Here is a 17168-nt window from a genome sequence, read left to right as displayed (position 1 = left end):
ATTGTGCGGAAGGTCCATCCAGCCCCGTTTGAGGCCGAAGGCGTGATCGGCACCACGGGCGAACATCGACGGGACGTTGCCGCCTATCAGCATTCGGGAGAGTTTGCGCGCCGTGGCGATATTGCCGAGCGCGTCGGCTTGCGCCTGCGGGGTGCTTATACCAGCGAGTTCAAGGACGGAAAGGATAAGCGAAAGGTTCTGACGACGATGGAGCTGGCGGAGCATACGGCGACTACGACTGCGGGTGCGTTAACGATGACGGATCTTTATACCGCACGTTTTTGCGTACGCAATGAATGAGGTATATGAAAGTTCGGCAGATCCTTCACGTTAGTGATGAGTGTGATTTACCCGTACGAATTGAGGTGCTAGCAGGCGATGGTTTCACGGGCCGTCGGCGTCGCCGTGAGGCGGGAAGTGGGAGCCTCGAATCCCACCGCCAGGAGAGATCCCATGCGAATTACCGCCCTAAGCATTGCCATGCTCGGCCTGTCCATAAGCATGTGCGTGGCAGGTCAGGATGCCCCCAGGTCAAAGGACGCGCCCATAGAGTCGAAGACTCAGACGGCGAACTCGGCACCGCAGACGGTCAACGAGACCGCCAATTCGAAACAGCATGAGCAGAAGCAGCACTGGAACGACGCGATGAATACCACCCATTCGCGCGACCCGAGGCAAAAGGACGAATACGGCTCACCGGTCCCGTCGACACCCAAGGGGCAGGGCACGAATACGAGTACTGACGCACAGCGGGCTGCCGATGCGAAACAGCACTGATCAGGATCGGGAGTCCAGGTTCCGCAAGTTATCGCGATACGAGAAAGCGCCAAGTGACGCCCGCGAAAACTGATGGGGCGCAAGATTTAGCGAGATTAAAGCCACGACAGCTACTGCCGTTACCGTCTTAGCATTTTCGCATTGGCAGTACGGGCATCATGACAATCAGGTGGCGCATCATTTTCACCATGGCGGCGGCGCTTGTTGCCGCCGTCGTTATCGGCGGTACCGGGCTTTTCGCCCTTAGCAAGACGCAGGCGAGTCTCGAAGGGATCTATCGCACATCGCTCATCCCCATCGTGCACGTCAGCGAGGTTCGTGCCTCACTCATGGATGAACGTAACGCGATCAACCGCGCCATGGTGCGAGGCACGCCAGAAGCCCTCGCCGAAGCCCGCGAACGCATCGCGGGGAGCCAGGCGAAACTCGGGAACGACTGGTCCGCCTATTTCCCCGCCCTGGTGACCAGCGATGACGAGCGCGCAGCCGCCAAGGCCTTCATCGCGGCGCGCGACACCTCCGATACCCGGCTCGGAAATCTCCTGGACAAACTCGCGCACGGCGATAAGGACGCTGTCGCGTTCCTGATCAAGGAAGTCGGCCCGGCCATGGACCAGGCGACCGCGCAAATCTCCCAGATCATCACCGTGAACGAGCAGCAGGCCGACGAAGACTACCGCGCCGCAGCGACACGCGAGCGCCACACCGTCATCGTGACCGTGAGTGTGCTGGTCGCGGCCGCCTTGCTCGTGGCGGTACTAGGCGTCCTGCTTGCCCGCGCCGTGGTGCGGCCGCTGCTGCGCGCGCGCGACGTGGCTGCGCGGATCAGCCGTGGCGAACTCAACCACCAGCTCGACGTGCAGGGCAGGGATGAACTGAGCGACACGCTACGCGCGCTGGCCACGATGGACGAGCAGCTCACCCGCATCGTCGGGCAGGTGCGCAGCAATGCGCAGCAGGTGACCTACGCGGCCCGCGACATCTCCGCGGGAACCGACGATCTTTCGAGCCGCACCCAGGAGCAGGCCTCCTCGCTCGAGGAAACGGCCGCGTCCATGGAAGAAATGACGGCCACCGTGCGTGAGAACTCGGAAGGCGCCGAACTGGCGCGGGAACTCACCACGTCGCTGCATGGCGACGCAGTGTCCGGGCAGTCGGTGGCGGATGAAGCCGTGGTCGCCATGGGTGAAATCACCCGCAGCAGCCGCAGCGTGGGCGAGATCGCCGTGCTGATCGACGAGATCGCGTTCCAGACCAACCTTCTCGCGCTCAACGCCGCGGTCGAGGCGGCCCGTGCGGGTGAGCAGGGGCGTGGATTCGCGGTGGTCGCGAGCGAAGTGCGTTCCCTCGCGCAGCGCAGCGCCGCTGCCGCCCGCGACATCAAGAAGCTGATCGCCGACGCTTCCGCACGCGTGGACGCGGGCGCCGTGCTGGTTGGCCGCACGGGCGAGGCCCTGGCATTGATCGGCACGGGCGCGACGAAGGTGTCGGGCCTGGTCGGTAACATCGCTGCGGCCTCCCTCCAGCAATCGGCCGGCATCGAGCAGGTCAACGGTGCCGTGACCGCGCTGGACGAAGTGACCCAGCAGAACGCCGCCCTCGTCGAGGAGGCCAGCGCCGCGAGCAAGCAGATGCTTGACCTTGCCGAGGAGCTGATGCGCCAGGTGGCGTTCTTCAGCATCGGTGGCGAGGAGGCTGCGGCGCCTGAGCAGCAGGCGCCGATGGCATCGCGTTCAAACGATCGCGCGCTGCCGGCCGCCGTTCGCGCGCCTGCCCGTGCGCCGGTTGCGGAAGAAGCCATCTGGACCGAGTTTTAACCGACGTAACCGGAACCCGTGCGGGCACGGGTTCCGGACGTTGCGTTTGCAACCACCTTGCCACGCCGCTGGCTGGCGAATACCGTGTGGGCGTCCAGACAAGGAGCGCCCCCTTTGAAGCCCGTGGCAGCACGCAACCTGCATAGCCAGGTAGTTAACCAGTTAGGCCAGCTCATTGTCAGCGGCAAACTGGCACCGGGCGAGGGTCTTCCGCGCGAGGATATCCTTGCGGAAAAGCTCAATGTCAGCCGTACCGCACTGCGCGAAGCCATGAAGGTGCTGGTGGCGAAGGGCCTGATCGAATCCCGCCAGCGCACCGGGGCGCGCGTGCGCGAAGCCGTCCACTGGCGGCAGCTCGACCAGGACGTCCTCGCCTGGCGTTGCGCGTCCATGCCCACCGCCGACTTCGTCGACAAGCTCGTGGAAATGCGCGAGCTGATCGAACCCGGCGCGGCCGCGGCGGCGGCGAAACGGCGGACCACGGCTCAGCTGGCCGCGTTGAAGGAGGCCTACGAGGCGATGGCGGCAGCGGAAGACCTCGACGCCTGGGCGGAGGCGGACCTCACGTTCCACGAGACCATGCTCCAGGCCACCAACAACGAGCTGATGGTGTCGTTGTTCACGGTGATCGAGACGGCGCTGGCGCAGTATTTCCTTCTCTCGGCGAGCAAGGCGGTCGATTTCAAGGCCGCGCTTCCGCAGCACGCGCTGGTCCTCGACGCGATCCGCCGCAAGCAGCCGGACGCCGCGCGCGAGGCGATGCGGGAGATGGTCGACGCATCCCGCCGGAACATCCGTCGCCGTAGGTAAGCTATTGTTGTTGTGGGAGCGCGCTTGCGCGCGATGGGGCTTGAGGCAAGAGCCATCGCGCGCAAGCGCGCTCCCACGACAGCAGGCATGCTGCGGCGCAGCTTGATCGTTGATAGTCATAAAATACTACAATTACCCCTCAGGTTCGCCGCTATCCATCTTGGGAAGGGTGTGGGGATGCAGGGGAAGAATCGGGACTGTTCCGACGTCCTGGAACTGACCACCGACCGGCTACGCGTGGGTCTGCTGCCAGCCGTGGGCGGCGGCATAGCGCGCTTCGACTGGCTGGGCCACGACGCCCCCATCCCCCTGATGCGTCCGGCTTTTGGTGGGAGCGCGCTTGCGCGCGATAGCTCCATCGACGCCGCAGACGCGCCAACCGACCCCAACACCCTGGCCTGCTACCCCCTCATCCCCTGGAGCAACCGCATAACAGGCGGTGGCTACACCCACGACGGCATCCGCATCGACCTGGCGCGCAATCGCGCCGACGACGACTACCCGATCCACGGCACGGGCTGGCAGCGCGCATGGCAGGTGGATTCGCACGAGCCCGATGCCGCCGTACTCTCCCTGCACGACACCGTCGAAGGCGGCTACGCCTACGGTGCGCGCATGGCCTATCACCTGGAGCACGACACGCTCCGCGTCGAGCTGTCCGTCACGAATCACGGCCCGTCCGCGCTGCCGTTCGGCCTGGGCCTGCACCCTTTCTTTCCCCGCCACGGTAGCGTGCAGCTGCACGCCCCGGCGTGCTCCGTGTGGCGCAATGACGAACGGAACCTCATTCCGGTCGCGCGCGACGCGGTGCCGCCGGCGTGGGATTTTTCTTCCGATCGGCCGCTACCTGCAGGCGGCCTCAACAACGCGTTCCAGGGCTGGACCGGCGCGGGCCGCATCACCTGGCCGCAGCAACGCCTTTGCCTGGATGTCACCGGCGATGTGGACACATACGTCCTGTACGTCCCTACCGATGAATCGTTCTTCTGTTTCGAGCCCGTGGATCACCCCGTCAATGCGGTGAACCAGCCCGGCGGCGCCGCGGCGCACGGCATGTCCGTGCTCGCGCCCGGCGAATCTCTTGCACGATCCTTTGCGTTCCGCGTTTCCGAGAAGGGGTAACCACGTTGAAGCACCACGCCCATGCCACCCGGCTTGCCCTGGCTATCGCTGCCATCTTCGCCACCCCGCTGGCCGCCGCTCCTGCGCCGCGCGATGCGGCCGTCCGCTACGACACGGCCGCGCACGTCTTCCGTCTCGATGCAGGCAAGGTCACTTACGCCATGGGCGTGGATCCGGACGGCAAGCTGCAGACGCTGTACTGGGGCGCGAGGCTCGCCAAGGATGATCCGCTGGGGCCGGCGATGCCGGCGCCGGAACGTTCCTCGTTCGATCCGAAGGGCGCGTTGTCACGGCAGGAATACGCGGGGTGGGGCGGCAACATCACGGCGATGCCGGCACTCAAGGTAAAGCTCGACGATGGCAACCGCGACCTGATCCTGCGCTACGACAGCTACCGCATCGACCACGGTGCACTCGACATCGTGCTCAGCGACAAGCAAGCCGGCGTGGATGTCACGCTTCACTACACCGCCGACGATGCCACGGGTGTCATCGGCCGCTCCGCGCATATCGAGAACAAGGGCAAGCAGCCGCTGACGATCGACAGCGCCGCCGCGGCGACCTGGAGCCTGCCTTCCGGAAGCGATTATTCACTTCGTTACCTCACCGGCACCTGGGCGGGCGAATGGCACCTGCAGACCCGGGCGATCACGCCGGGCGCGACCGTGCTGGAAAGCCGGCGCGGCTCCACGGGTGATGAAAACAACCCGTGGTTCGCGATCAATCGCGGTGGGGCCTGGAACGAGGCGCACGGCGATGTATGGTTCGGCGCGCTGGCGTGGAGCGGCTCGTGGAGCATCCGCGTCGATGAAGACATCCTGGGCCAGGTCCGTGTGACCGGCGGCTACAACCCGTTCGATTTTGGCTATCGCGTCAAGCCCGGCGAGTCTCTCGATACGCCGGTGTTCTACGGCGGCTACACGGGCGACGGCATGGGTGAGGCGTCGCGGCTCCTCCACCGCTTCGAACGCAGCCGCATCCTGCCGGGTGGGGATAACGCGAAGCTGCGCCCCGTGCTCTACAACTCGTGGGAAGCCACCGAGTTCAAGGTGGATGAAGCCGGCCAGATCAAGCTGGCCGAGCGCGCCGCGAAGCTCGGCGTGGAACGTTTCGTCGTCGACGATGGCTGGTTCGGTGCGCGCAACAACGACCACGCCGGGCTCGGCGACTGGACCGTCAACCGCACCAAGTTCCCCAACGGCCTGAAGCCGCTCATCGACAAGGTGCATGGCCTGGGCATGAGCTTCGGCCTGTGGGTGGAACCCGAGATGGTGAATCCCGATAGCGACCTCTATCGCGCGCATCCCGACTGGGTACTCAACTTCCCGGATCGCCAGCGTAGCGAGGGCCGTAACCAGCTGGTGCTGAACCTCGCGCGTGAGGACGTGAAGGCGCACGTGTTCGAGGTGCTCGACAAGCTGCTCGCGGAGAACGACATCCAGTTCCTCAAGTGGGACTACAACCGCAACTGGTCCGAGCCGGGCTGGCCGCAGATGGCCCCGGATGAGCAGCAGAAGGTGTATGTCGCTTACACGCGGAACCTGTACGACATCCTCCGCCGCCTGCGCGCGAAGCACCCGGGCGTGGAGATCGAATCGTGCTCCGGCGGTGGCGCGCGCGTTGACCTCGGCATCATGGCGCTCACCGACGAAGTGTGGCCTTCGGACAACACCGATGCCTCGGACCGTCTCGCCATCCAGGATGGTTTCAGCCAGGCCTATACGCCCGCCGCGATGATGGCCTGGGTCACGGCATCGCCGAGCTGGGCGAACAAGCGTGCCCTGTCACTGGATTTCCGCTTCCTGTCCGCGATGCAGGGCGGCCTTGGAATCGGCGCCAACCTGCTCGAATGGACCGACGCCGACAACGCCACCGCGCGGCATTACATCGCCGAGTACAAGTCCATTCGCGCCACGGTGCAGCGCGGTGACCTTTATCGCCTGCTCTCGCCGCAACAGCGCGCGCCATGGTCCGCGACGAATTCCGTGTCGGCCGATCGCAAGCAGGCCGTGCTGTTCGCGTTCCAGCGTGATGGCGAGGAGGGCAGGGCGTTCCCGACGCTGCGTCCGCAGGGCCTCGACGCGAACGCGCGTTACCGCATCCGCTACATCCATGGCGCCGGCGCACCGGGCACGCCCGACGCCGCGAGCGGCGCGTACTGGATGGAACACGGCCTGGACCTGCAGATCAAGGGCGATTTCGACGCCGCAGGAGTCGTGTTCGAACAGCGCTAGTTTCCCCCCGCAAGGAGTCGCGCCGTGCCTGTACGTCATGTTCCGTCGCTCCGCCGCCTCGCCCTGGCCTGTGGCTTGTTCGCCCTGGCCAGTTCCGCCGCCGCCCAGGTCAATGGCGTGGCGCAACGCCCGTACCTCGGCTGGAGCAGTTTCAGTCAGCAGACCATGGATCCTGCGTTCCTGACGCAGGCCAACATGGTGAAGCAATCCGACGCGCTCGCCGCGTCGGGTCTGCAGGCCCATGGCTACACCTACATCAACCTCGACTCCGGCTGGATGGGCGGGTTCGACGCGAATGGCCGGCCGACGCCGGATCCTGCGACGTTCCCCGACATCAAGGCGTTGATCGCCCACATCCATGCGAATGGACAGAAGGCCGGCATCTACTGGATCCCCGGCGTGGAAGAACCGGCCGTGCAGGCCAACTTTCCAATCGTCGGTACGGACCGGCATGTCCAGGACATTCTTGCGCTGCCACACCGCGCCGGTAATGCGTTTGGTGGTCCCGGTGAGTCGCCGTACCACTACAAGATCGATTTTTCGAAGCCCGGCGCGAAGGAGTACATGGACTCCGTGGTCGCGCTGTTCGCGTCCTGGGGCGTGGATTTCATCAAGCTCGATGGCGTTACGCCTGGCTCGTACAGCGACGACCTGAGCATCGACAATCGCGATGACGTAGTGGCATGGTCGAAGGCGATCGCGAAGAGTGGCCGGCCGACGTGGTTCACCGTGTCGTGGCAGGTCGGCAAGGACTACAACAACATCTGGTCTGCGTGGTCGAACGCGCGGCGCATCGATGACGACGTGGAATGCGAAGGCCGCTGCGCCACGCTCACCAACTGGCCACGCATCGAAAAGCGCTTCCGCGACCTGCCGGGCTGGCAGGATGCGGCAGGCCCCACGAAGGGCTGGAACGACCTGGACTCGCTCGATATCGCCGACGGCGCGCGCGATGGCCTCACCGATGACGAGAAACGTTCGGCCATGACGATCTGGTCGATGGCCAATGCACCGCTGTATCTCGGCGGCGACCTGACCCAGCTCGATCCGGAAGGCGTGCGCATCGCGACGAACGATGAGGTGCTGGCCGTCGACCAGTCCGGGCACCCGGCGCGCCAGGTGCTCGGTGGCGATCACCCAGTGTGGGTGAGTGATCTGGGCCATGGCCGCTCCTACGTGGCGCTGTTCAACATGAACGCCGCGCCGGCCCGGGTGGTCCTGCCGTGGCGCGTGCTCGGTGCCGTCGGTGCGCTGCGTGTGCGCGACCTGTGGTCGCACAGGGAGCTCGGCCCTTCGGTGCTCCAGCACGAGGTCGTCCTGCCTGCCCACGGCACGCAGCTGCTCCTCGTGGACCGATTGCCGGGGCAGGTACCCGCCGGCCCTTCCGCCGCGTATGAGGCGGAAGCCGCGGCACTCGATGGCAATGCGCAGGTCTTCGCGTGCCAGGGTTGCTCCGCCGGCAACAAGGTCGGTGGCCTCGGCCTCGGCGCGAACAACACGGTGACGTTCAATAACATCAGCGTGCCGCGCGATGGCGTGTACCTCATGCAGGTCGATTCGCTGACCCAGGGCCTGCGTTCATACCTCTACCAGGTGAACGACGGCGCGTACCACACGTTCAATTCGGGCGGCGGCAGTTTCCAGTTGCCTTCGTCGAGCACGCTGCCGGTCTGCCTGCGCAAGGGCGTGAACCGCATCCGCTTCGGCAATGCGGTGAGCTACCCGCCGGACCTCGATCGCATCGTCATCCGTGACGGCATGGGCGTGCCGGCGCCGGTGGCCAGCATCTACGAGGCGGAATCGGCGACGCTGGGCGGCACGGCCACCGCGGGCTTCAGCAACTATTTCTCGGGCCTCGCGAAGGCGGGCAACATCGGTGGCGGGGCGGCGAACGCGGTCACGTTCACGCATGTCGACGTGCCGCGTGCCGGCGTTTACCAGCTCGAGATCGACTACGCGACCAAGGGACCGCGCTCGTTGTTCCTGACGGTGAATGGACGCAACCCGCAGCAGCTCGACCTCGATGGGAGCAGCTTCGACGACCCGGTGGCCCGCGTCATGGAAGTGTCGCTGCTGAAGGGCAGCAACACGCTCCAGCTGGGCAACCCGTCTGGGTTCGCACCCGACCTCGACCGCATCGTGGTCAGCCCGCGCGTCGGTGCACCCGCGCCGGGTTGCCCCTGAGGCCGCGGCGACATCATGCGTGACGCTGGCGTGTAGAAGCATCTTGTGGGAGCGCGCTTGCGCGCGATGGGTCTTGCCGCAAGACCTATCGCGCGCAAGCGCGCTCCCACAGGCAAGGTGCGCGGGTACCCTGGCCGTTACAGGCCGAGTACCCGCGCCAGGTACGGTGCGGTCACGCTGCCCACCGCCTTGGCGACATCCCGGGGCGGCCCGCTCGCAACGATCTGGCCGCCCTGGGTACCTGCGCCGGGGCCGACATCGATCACCCAGTCGCTTCCCGCGACGACACGCATTTCGTGTTCGATGACGATGACGCTGTTTCCCGCCTCGACCAGCCCCTGCAGCTGTGCGACCAGCTTGTCGACGTCGGAGGGATGCAGCCCCGTGGTCGGCTCGTCGAGCACGTAGAGCGTGGCGCCGCGCTGCGGACGCTGCAGTTCCGTAGCTAGCTTGATCCGCTGGGCCTCGCCACCCGACAGCTCGGTAGCGGGTTGCCCGAGCCGGAGATAACCCAGGCCGATATCACGCAGGAGCTGCAGCGGCTTCAGGATCGCCGCCTCGGTGGCGAAGAACGCGCAGGCATCGTCGACCGTGAGGCGCAGCACCTCGGCGATGTTCTTCCCGTTCCACTGCACCTTTAACGTCTGTTCGTTGTACCGCGCACCATGGCAGGTCGGGCAGGGCGCATACACGCTCGGCATGAAGAGCAGTTCGACGCTGACGAAGCCTTCGCCCTCGCAGGTATCGCAGCGGCCCTTCGGTAGGTTGAACGAAAAACGCCCCGCGTCAAACCGCTTCGATCGCGCCATCTTCGTCGCGGCGAAGAGTTTCCTTACGTGATCGAAGAGCCCGGTATACGTGGCGAGATTCGAGCGCGGCGTCCGGCCGATCGGCTTCTGGTCGACCTGCACGAGACGCTTGATGCCTTCCGCACCGGCGTGGAGGCGCCCGCCCGTACGGACGATGACACTGGGGCCCGGCTCGTCGGTCTCCTCCGGTGCGGCCGCGACATCCTGGCCCAGGTGCTCGCCGAGCAGTTCGACCAGCGCCTGGCTCACCAGGCTGGACTTGCCGGAGCCCGACACGCCGGTGATGGCGGTGAACACGCCCAGCGGGAAATCCACGTCGAGGCGGTGCAGGTTGTTGCGCGTGATGCCGCGAAGTTGCAGCCAGCCGACCGGCGTGCGCGGCTGGCGCGCGGGTACGCGATCCTTGCCGAACAGATACCGCGCCGTGTGCGATGCCGCGACGCCCTTCAGGCCTGCGGGCGGTCCGCTATAGAGCACTTCACCACCGCGTTCACCCGCATCGGGCCCGACATCGACCAGCCAGTCGGCGCGCCGCATCATGTCGAGATCGTGCTCGACCACGAAGATCGAATTACCTGCCTGCTTGAGTTGCAGCAACGCCGACATCAACGCTTCGCCATCGGCAGGGTGCAGGCCGGCGGAAGGCTCGTCCAGTACGTACACCACGCCAAACAGGTTCGAACGAATCTGCGTGGCCAGGCGCAGCCGTTGCAGCTCGCCGGGCGAAAGCGTAGGGCTGGCGCGATCCATCGAGACGTAGCCGAGGCCCAGGTCTCGCAGTGTGCCCAAGCGCGCAAGGAGGTCCTGTGCGATGCGCTGGGCCGCGATCCGCTTCTCCTCGGAGAGGTTGGGCGTGCGCCGTACATCCGATGAACCTTCGTGCGACAAGCCGCCTTCGGCCACCCGGCGCTCAAGGTCCTTCTTGCCCTCGGCACGGCTGCGCGTGCGCGTGGCCGGTGTGGCGTCGAAGCGGCCTTCCGCCACGGGCTGCAGCACCTCGGCCATCTGGTCGAACGACAACGCCGAAAGCGCGCCAATATCGAGGCCGGCAAACGTGACCGACAGGGCGGCCTTCTTCAGCCGCTTTCCATCGCATACGGGGCACACGCTGCCGATCATGTAACGCGACACGCGCTTCTTCATCAGCGCGCTTTGCGTCGTCGCGAACGTGTGCAGCACGTAGCGCCGGGCACCCATGTAGGTGCCCATGTAGCTCGGCTCGGTCTTGCGCTTCAGCGCGGCGCGCGTTTCCGCCGGCGAGAAGCCTGCATAGACCGGTGCGACCGGCTGTTCCTCGGTGAACAGGATCCACTCGCGCTGCTTCTTCGGCAGGTCACGCCATGGGATGTCCACGTCGTAGCCCAGCGTGACCAGGATGTCGCGGAGGTTCTGCCCGTGCCAGGCCGGCGGCCACGACGCGATGGCGCGCTCGCGGATCGTCAGTGACGGGTCGGGCACCATGGAGGCTTCGGTCACTTCATAGACGTGGCCGAGTCCGTGGCAATGCGGGCAGGCACCCTGCGGCGTGTTGGGCGAGAAATCCTCGGCGAACAGCATGGGCTGGTTGGCCGGGTAGTTGCCGGCGCGCGAGTAAAGCATGCGAACCATGCTGGAAAGCGTGGTGACGCTGCCGACCGATGACCGTGCGCCTGGCGTCCCACGCTGCTGCTGCAGCGCGACCGCCGGTGGCAGGCCCTCGATGTCATCGACGTCGGGCACGCCGACCTGGTCGATCAGCCGGCGTGCATACGGCGCCACCGATTCCAGGTAACGGCGCTGTGCTTCCGCGTAGAGCGTGCCGAAAGCCAGCGACGACTTGCCGGATCCGGAGATCCCGGAAAAGACGACGAGCGCATCGCGCGGGAGGTCGACGTCGACGTTCTTGAGGTTGTGTTCGCGCGCCCCGCGGACCTTGACGTGGTGGTCCGGGATGGCCCGGCGGTTCGGCCTGGATGGTTTCATGGGCCGATTATCGCCGCTCGGGCCATCGTCGGCTCGTGACTAGAGCATCATGCCGCCGGAAACCTCGATGCGCTGGCCGTTCACCCAGCGGTTTTCCTCGGCGAGGAGGCTGGCGATCATCGGGCCGATATCGTCGGGTACGCCGACGCGGCCCAGGGCCGTGAACTCCGCCACGCGCTTGTTCACCTCGGGGTTGTCGCGCACCATGCCGCCGCTGAAATCGGTGGCGATGGCGCCCGGGGCCACCGTGTTCGCGGTGATGCCACGCGCGGCGAACTCCTTGGCGAAGTAGCGTGTCAGCACCTCGATCGCGCCCTTCATCGCCGCGTACGGCGCGCTACCGGGCATGGCGAAGCGGGTGAGGCCGCTGGACAGGTTGATGATCCGGCCACCGTCGTTCATCAACGGCAGCAGCTTCTGGGTGAGGAAGAACACGCCCTTGAAATGCACGTTGTACAGCGCATCCACCTGCGCTTCCGTCGTCTCGGCGATGGGCGTGTGGTGCGAGGTGCCCGCGTTGTTCACGAGGTAGTCGAAGCGCTCGGCGCCGAGGCTGGCGAGGGCCTGGCGCACCTGGCCGACGAATCCGTCGAACCCGGCGGCGTCACCGGTATCGAGCTGGATGGCCACGGCCTTCGCGCCCTCGGCCGCGACCGCGTCGACGGCGGCGCGCGCCTCTGCCTCGTTCGAGTGGTACGTGAAGATGCTGTCCACGCCACGCCGGGCGAGATTGACGATGGTGTTGCGGCCGAGGCCGCGGCTGCCGCCGGTCACGATGGCGATCCGGCGGGTGGTGTCCTGGGAAGCGGTCATGCGAGGTAACTCCGGTGGGGAAGGGGGTGACGGAAAAGGTAGGGGCTGCCGCGGCTGGGCCGAATGCCGGAAGGCAGCCGCTTCTTGCCTGATCCTGCCTGCACCCCCATCAAGGCAGCGTAGGCTGGGTACGATGCCAGCCGTTCTTCGTGGAGGCCGCCCATGCACCCGTCCCTCATCGACCTCGTCCGGCGCTATACCGAGTCGCATCCCGGCGACAACCCGTGGATGACCGCCATCGACAACGTCGGCATCCTCCGCTCGGACCTCCCGAAGCGGCCCGGTGCGCTGTTGTTCCAGCCCTCGCTGTGCGTGGTGGCGCAGGGCAGCAAGCAGAGCGTGTTCGGCCACCGCCGGTATGAGTACGGCCCGGGCCAGGCGCTCGTGGTGAGCGTGGAGATGCCCGCCTTCAGCCGCGTTGTGGCGGCCAGCCCGGACGAGCCGTTCCTTGGGGTCGTCATCGGCCTCGATCGCAAGCTGATGAGCGAAGTGCTGGATAGCCTGGCCACGCCGGTGAAGGTATCGGCGCAGGTGCCGCGTGGCGTGTTCGTCACCGATTACGATGGCCCGCTGGCCGACTGCGTGATCCGCCTGATGCGCCTGCTCGAGACGCCGGAGGCCATTCCGCACGTTGCCCCACTGGCGATGCGCGAGATCGCCTACTGGCTGTTGAGCGGGCCACACGCGGCGGATGTGGCGAAGGTGGCGCTGGCCGATGGCCGCACCCATCGCGTCCTCAGCGCGGTGCATGCGCTGCGCGCGAACTTTGCTGAAGCCATGCGCATCGACGAACTCGCGGCGATCGCGCAGCTGAGTCCGTCGGCGTTCCACCGCCAGTTCAAGGCGCTCACCTCGATGACGCCGGTACAGTTCCAGAAGCAGCTGCGCCTGCTCGAGGCGCGACACCTGCTCGTCTCCGGCACGGCCAATGCGGAGACCGCCGCGTTTCGCGTGGGCTACGAGAGCGCGTCGCAGTTCAGTCGCGAATACGCGCGCATGTTCGGCGCGCCGCCGCGCCGCGATGCCGAAGCGCTGCGTGGGGCGTTGCCGGAGTAGTGGGTTCCGTGTGACGCTCCGCGCACCACAGCGAAGGGAAAGGCGTCCATGGTCAGTCGTCGTGAGTTCCTCCAGGCGGTGCCGCTAGGCGCCCTTTCGCTGGCCGCGGGGGCCGCGCCACTGGCCCTTGCCGCGGCGCCGGCCCCGGCCGCCGAGAAGCCGATTCCTGTCGAAAAGGTCGTCGCCCTCGTCGGCGATGACATCCCGACGCGCTCCATCTATCTCCCGCACCGGCTAGAGGAGGCGATCGCGGGCGATACCCAGGTCGGCGATATCTACCTGAGCGAAGGGGCGGTGGAAAAGCTGGAGAAGCGCTTCGCCGAACTGCTAGGCAAGGAAGATGCGGCGTTCATGCCGACGGGCACCATGGCCAACCAGATCGCCGTGCGCATCCTGTGTGGCGATCGCCGCCACCTGCTGCTGCAGAAGGAGAGCCACGTCTACCGCGATGAGGAAGACGCGACGCCAGTGCTGAGCGGGATCAACCCGGTGCCGATCGAAGGCGGTACCGGGGAGGCGCTCGTCGCGTCGGTCGAAGCGGCATATCAGCAGCGCTCGGAAGACCCTTACCCCCTTGAGATCGGTGCCATTTCGCTGGAGAGCCCTGTGCGTCGGTTGGATGGTTCGACCGTCGCGCTCGATACGATCCTGCGTATCGCGGATATCGCGAAGAAGAACGGCACCGGCATGCATCTGGATGGCGCGCGGCTGCTCTTGATGTCAGGCATGGAAGGGTTCGATCCGAAGCGTTACGCGGCGCCGTTCGATACCGTCTACGTCTCGCTATACAAGTACCTCGGCGCACCGTTCGGTGCGATCCTCGCGGGCGATAAGGCCCGTATCGATCGCGCGCGGCACGTGCGCCATATCTTCGGCGGCACGTTGTTCCGCGGCTTCCCGGCGGCCGTGCTCGCGCTGCAGCGTCTCGAGGGATTTAGTGAGCGGTTTGCCCGCGTGCGCACCGCTGGTGACGCGTTGTTGACGAAGCTGGCCGGCATGCCGGGCATCCGCATCGAGCGCGTGGAGCGCGCGAGCAACATCGCTATCGCGGTGCTCGAGCCGAAGATTGCCGAGGGGCTGCGCGAGCGCGCGCGCCACGCGGATATCCTCGTCGGGAAGCCGGATGACGGCCGCCTGCACCTCGCATTCAACGAGACCCTGCTGCGCAAACCGGTCGACGCGATCGCCCGCGTGTTCGCGAGCTGATGCTTGCACGCGCGCGCACCGGCCTTTAGGCTCGTGCGTGATGGGAATGGGGCTTCCCGATAACCGCCGTCTGGCTGATAGCTCCTGCCGTAGTGGCCGCGACGCGGTGCCACGGCAGGCGTTTGCCTGTCCCACGCGCGTCGCCCTTTCTCAATGACGCGAGGTTTTCGTGGGTTATCTCCTGGTATTCATCGGTGGCGGCCTGGGCTCCATGGCCCGTTATGGCATCAGCGTGTTCGGCATGCGCCTGCTCGGGCAGGGCTTCCCGTGGCCTACGCTGCTCATCAACATCGTCGGCTCGGCGCTGATGGGGCTGCTTACCGGCTGGCTCGCGGCCCAGGGCACGTCGCCCCAGTCGCTGCGCCTGTTCGTCGCCACGGGCATCCTCGGCGGCTTCACCACCTTCTCGACCTTCTCGCTGGAAACGGTCCTGCTCTATGAGCGCGGCCAGCTCGGCCTGGCCGTGGCCTACGTGGCGGCCTCCGTCGGTGTGGGCGTGGGCGCCCTGGTCCTCGCCATGAAGCTCGCCCGCGGCATGGGCTGAAGCGGGATGGGAGAGGGGGCTTGCGAATCTCCTCCCGATCCCTATAATGGCCGGCTCACGACGCGGGAATAGCTCAGTTGGTAGAGCACGACCTTGCCAAGGTCGGGGTCGCGAGTTCGAGTCTCGTTTCCCGCTCCAGTTTTCTGCAAAACCCCGGCCTTGCGCCGGGGTTTTGTTTTTTCACGATGCCCGAAATTCCGAATGGGCCGAGAAGGCTCCCGCAGTCAGTTCGATATCGGCGTTGCTGATGCGCATTCGTCGCGCGACCTCCCGCCAGTCGTCGACCGCGTTCACGACCTCGTCCAGGATCTGCCGGGCTTCCGCTTCGGAAAGGCCATAGAACACTGCAGTGTTCAGCACTGTCTCGAGGCTCGGGCGGTTGTCAGCGTCGTCCAGATTCAAGACGTGTTCTGCCTTGTCGATGTTTGGATTGACGTCGAAGGCGGGTGCCAGTCGCCAACCGGTTTCTCCCAGTACGAAACCGTGGTTGCGCAGATGATCGTCCCGATTGCCGACCGCCACGTTGAAGGCTACGCGGCGGAACAACTGGGCAAGATCTGCATCCGCGTGGGCGGCATCGCCCTGGGCACGAAGGAACTGAGCAAGTTCAAGATAGCTCGTGCCTTCGCTCTGGTCCCTGCGCAGCAGCGTCATGGCGGATGCATAGAATCGCCGTTTGCCTTCGATGCGATCGAAGCGTTGTACGCAGAAGGTATGAAAGTCGTTGTTCAGTCGGATCAGCCTGGCGGGAGGAACATCGACGCCAGCTTTTCGGGCCAGCGTGTGCACCACATATTCCCAAGCCCCGATGTCCCGGTCGTCGTCCCGTGCGGGAAACTTGCCGATCCAGAGTGAGCCGTCGGTTTCCGTGAAGTTGGCTTTTGGACGAGCGCCGCCGAGGGAGGCGCCGGGGGCTACGAGGACCACGAGCCATTTCCGCAACGCGTCCAGATCATCGATCCGGCGGCTGCTGAGCTGGTACGCCACGGCTTCAAGCTCGCGCAACGTAGTGACGGGCGGTGCTGCCATCTTGTCGCTACCGAGGAAGACTTCCGTTCCCGCAAGGCGAAATCGCAGTGCACCCTGGCGAGTGAAGTCCTGCACGCCGATCAGGAAGTCCCATGCGTAGAGTGTGCGCGGCACCCGCTGTTCGTCCTTGGCTTGTAGGGCCTCGCGGCGTTTCATAAGCGTTTGGCCCCATCGATCGGGCGAGGAGTCCAGGAAGATCCCGAAATTTCCAAGCTCCGGTTTCGGAAAGAAGGGGTGCTCGTCGAGCGACAGATCGGGGTCGAGTGCGAACGCGCGTGGGTCGCCGAGCCACTCGCGGTCGTAGTGAAAGCGGATCTGGCCGCGATCATGGGCCAGCGTGCCAACGCGACAGGCGGGGCCGAGATCACCGTCGAGCCAGACTTCCAGCGCTTTATCCGGGGGACTCATGACTTGCCTTCCGTATCGGAAGGCATGCGCGTCGGCCTCGCGATGTGCTTGCCCGCACGACTGGCACGCGTTGGCGTCATAGCCAGATCCTGCAGCTTGCGTCCCACCTTGTCATCGGCAGCAAGCGTCTCGAGGTCGTTCTCGAGCCCGAGCACGGCGAGTACCCGGACATAGGAACCCAGCGTGGCCCCGGGATCGCCGCTTTCCACCTTGTATAGCGTCGTTCGCGAGATACCGGCGCGTTGCGCTACGACGGCGTTGCTTAGCTTCCGCCGGAGTCTGGCGAGGCGCAGCCGCTCTCCCAGCGCGGAGAGAAGGCGCTGTTCTTGCGGAAAAACGACTGGCGGCTTTCTTGGCATGTTCGCTATTATGGACATTATGTGGCTATGTGTCCAAT

General features: G+C 65.8%; 14 protein-coding genes, 1 tRNA gene and 1 riboswitch. Of the genes, 11 read left to right on the top strand and 4 right to left on the bottom strand.

Annotation, left to right across the window (positions count from 1 at the left end):
• Positions 1-42: 42 nt before the first annotated feature.
• From ACZ6YI_RS05320 to ACZ6YI_RS05290, 7 genes are all read left to right on the top strand, one after another.
• On the top strand, positions 43-300 hold the full coding sequence (locus ACZ6YI_RS05320) for a hypothetical protein (protein WP_465777731.1): 258 nt from the start codon (positions 43-45) through the stop codon (positions 298-300).
• A 153-nt stretch (positions 301-453) separates the two neighbouring features.
• The gene (locus ACZ6YI_RS05315; protein ID WP_465777730.1) at positions 454-777 is read left to right on the top strand and encodes a hypothetical protein; all 324 of its coding nucleotides are present in this window, start codon (positions 454-456) and stop codon (positions 775-777) included.
• Positions 778-935: 158 nt separating this feature from the next.
• On the top strand, positions 936-2594 hold the full coding sequence (locus tag ACZ6YI_RS05310; protein ID WP_465777729.1) for a methyl-accepting chemotaxis protein: 1659 nt from the start codon (positions 936-938) through the stop codon (positions 2592-2594).
• Positions 2595-2717: 123 nt separating this feature from the next.
• The gene (locus ACZ6YI_RS05305; protein WP_440327167.1) at positions 2718-3404 is read left to right on the top strand and encodes a FadR/GntR family transcriptional regulator; all 687 of its coding nucleotides are present in this window, start codon (positions 2718-2720) and stop codon (positions 3402-3404) included.
• Positions 3405-3581: 177 nt separating this feature from the next.
• Entirely contained in the window at positions 3582-4526 is a 945-nt protein-coding gene (locus tag ACZ6YI_RS05300) for an aldose 1-epimerase (RefSeq protein ID WP_465777728.1), read from the top strand.
• Positions 4527-4531: 5 nt separating this feature from the next.
• Entirely contained in the window at positions 4532-6760 is a 2229-nt protein-coding gene (locus tag ACZ6YI_RS05295; RefSeq protein ID WP_465777727.1) for an alpha-galactosidase, read from the top strand.
• A gap of 24 nt (positions 6761-6784) precedes the next feature.
• Positions 6785-8944 (top strand): alpha-galactosidase D, encoded by a 2160-nt coding sequence (locus ACZ6YI_RS05290; protein WP_465777726.1) that lies wholly within the window; start codon positions 6785-6787, stop codon positions 8942-8944.
• Between the two features lie 137 nt (positions 8945-9081).
• Here ACZ6YI_RS05290 and ACZ6YI_RS05285 read toward each other — a convergent pair whose 3' ends face one another.
• Positions 9082-11715: an excinuclease ABC subunit UvrA gene (locus tag ACZ6YI_RS05285; protein ID WP_465777725.1), complete on the bottom strand. Its 2634-nt coding sequence runs from the start codon at positions 11713-11715 to the stop codon at positions 9082-9084.
• 39 nt (positions 11716-11754) lie between these two features.
• Positions 11755-12528, bottom strand: coding sequence for an SDR family NAD(P)-dependent oxidoreductase (locus tag ACZ6YI_RS05280; protein WP_465777724.1), 774 nt, complete (start codon positions 12526-12528; stop codon positions 11755-11757).
• Between the two features lie 162 nt (positions 12529-12690).
• On the opposite strand from ACZ6YI_RS05280, the gene ACZ6YI_RS05275 reads away from it, so the two are divergent.
• The 4 genes from ACZ6YI_RS05275 to ACZ6YI_RS05260 all read left to right on the top strand — a co-directional run bounded on the left by ACZ6YI_RS05275 (position 12691) and on the right by ACZ6YI_RS05260 (position 15472).
• Positions 12691-13584 (top strand): AraC family transcriptional regulator, encoded by an 894-nt coding sequence (locus ACZ6YI_RS05275; protein WP_465777723.1) that lies wholly within the window; start codon positions 12691-12693, stop codon positions 13582-13584.
• 48 nt (positions 13585-13632) lie between these two features.
• On the top strand, positions 13633-14790 hold the full coding sequence (locus tag ACZ6YI_RS05270; RefSeq protein WP_465777722.1) for a threonine aldolase family protein: 1158 nt from the start codon (positions 13633-13635) through the stop codon (positions 14788-14790).
• Between the two features lie 33 nt (positions 14791-14823).
• Positions 14824-14884, top strand: a riboswitch (Fluoride riboswitch).
• Positions 14885-14959: 75 nt separating this feature from the next.
• A complete protein-coding gene (crcB, locus tag ACZ6YI_RS05265; protein ID WP_440329289.1) occupies positions 14960-15334 on the top strand; it encodes a fluoride efflux transporter CrcB in 375 nt (124 codons plus the stop codon).
• A gap of 62 nt (positions 15335-15396) precedes the next feature.
• Positions 15397-15472, top strand: a tRNA-Gly gene (locus ACZ6YI_RS05260).
• A 42-nt stretch (positions 15473-15514) separates the two neighbouring features.
• On the opposite strand, the gene ACZ6YI_RS05255 is transcribed toward ACZ6YI_RS05260, so the two are convergent.
• Positions 15515-16771, bottom strand: coding sequence for a type II toxin-antitoxin system HipA family toxin (locus ACZ6YI_RS05255; protein ID WP_465777721.1), 1257 nt, complete (start codon positions 16769-16771; stop codon positions 15515-15517).
• Complete coding sequence (locus ACZ6YI_RS05250; protein ID WP_465777720.1) at positions 16768-17130, bottom strand: helix-turn-helix domain-containing protein; 363 nt, start codon at positions 17128-17130, stop codon at positions 16768-16770. The genes ACZ6YI_RS05255 and ACZ6YI_RS05250 overlap by 4 nt, the downstream gene beginning before the upstream one ends.
• Positions 17131-17168 lie beyond the last annotated feature (38 nt).

The sequence above is a fragment of the Luteibacter sp. NPDC104163 genome (genome assembly GCF_055584245.1).
This window is presented reverse-complemented; position numbering and strand designations above follow the sequence as displayed.

Excerpts from the sequence above, each read along its gene's own strand:
- ACZ6YI_RS05315 (WP_465777730.1), top strand. The coding sequence starts at position 454 with ATGCGAATTACCGCCCTAAGCATTGCCATGCTCGGCCTGTCCATAAGC.
- ACZ6YI_RS05310 (WP_465777729.1), top strand. The coding sequence starts at position 936 with ATGACAATCAGGTGGCGCATCATTTTCACCATGGCGGCGGCGCTTGTT.
- ACZ6YI_RS05300 (WP_465777728.1), top strand. The coding sequence starts at position 3,582 with ATGCAGGGGAAGAATCGGGACTGTTCCGACGTCCTGGAACTGACCACC.
- ACZ6YI_RS05285 (WP_465777725.1), bottom strand. The coding sequence starts at position 11,715 with ATGAAACCATCCAGGCCGAACCGCCGGGCCATCCCGGACCACCACGTC.
- ACZ6YI_RS05280 (WP_465777724.1), bottom strand. The coding sequence starts at position 12,528 with ATGACCGCTTCCCAGGACACCACCCGCCGGATCGCCATCGTGACCGGC.
- ACZ6YI_RS05275 (WP_465777723.1), top strand. The coding sequence starts at position 12,691 with ATGCACCCGTCCCTCATCGACCTCGTCCGGCGCTATACCGAGTCGCAT.
- ACZ6YI_RS05270 (WP_465777722.1), top strand. The coding sequence starts at position 13,633 with ATGGTCAGTCGTCGTGAGTTCCTCCAGGCGGTGCCGCTAGGCGCCCTT.
- ACZ6YI_RS05255 (WP_465777721.1), bottom strand. The coding sequence starts at position 16,771 with ATGAGTCCCCCGGATAAAGCGCTGGAAGTCTGGCTCGACGGTGATCTC.
- ACZ6YI_RS05250 (WP_465777720.1), bottom strand. The coding sequence starts at position 17,130 with ATGCCAAGAAAGCCGCCAGTCGTTTTTCCGCAAGAACAGCGCCTTCTC.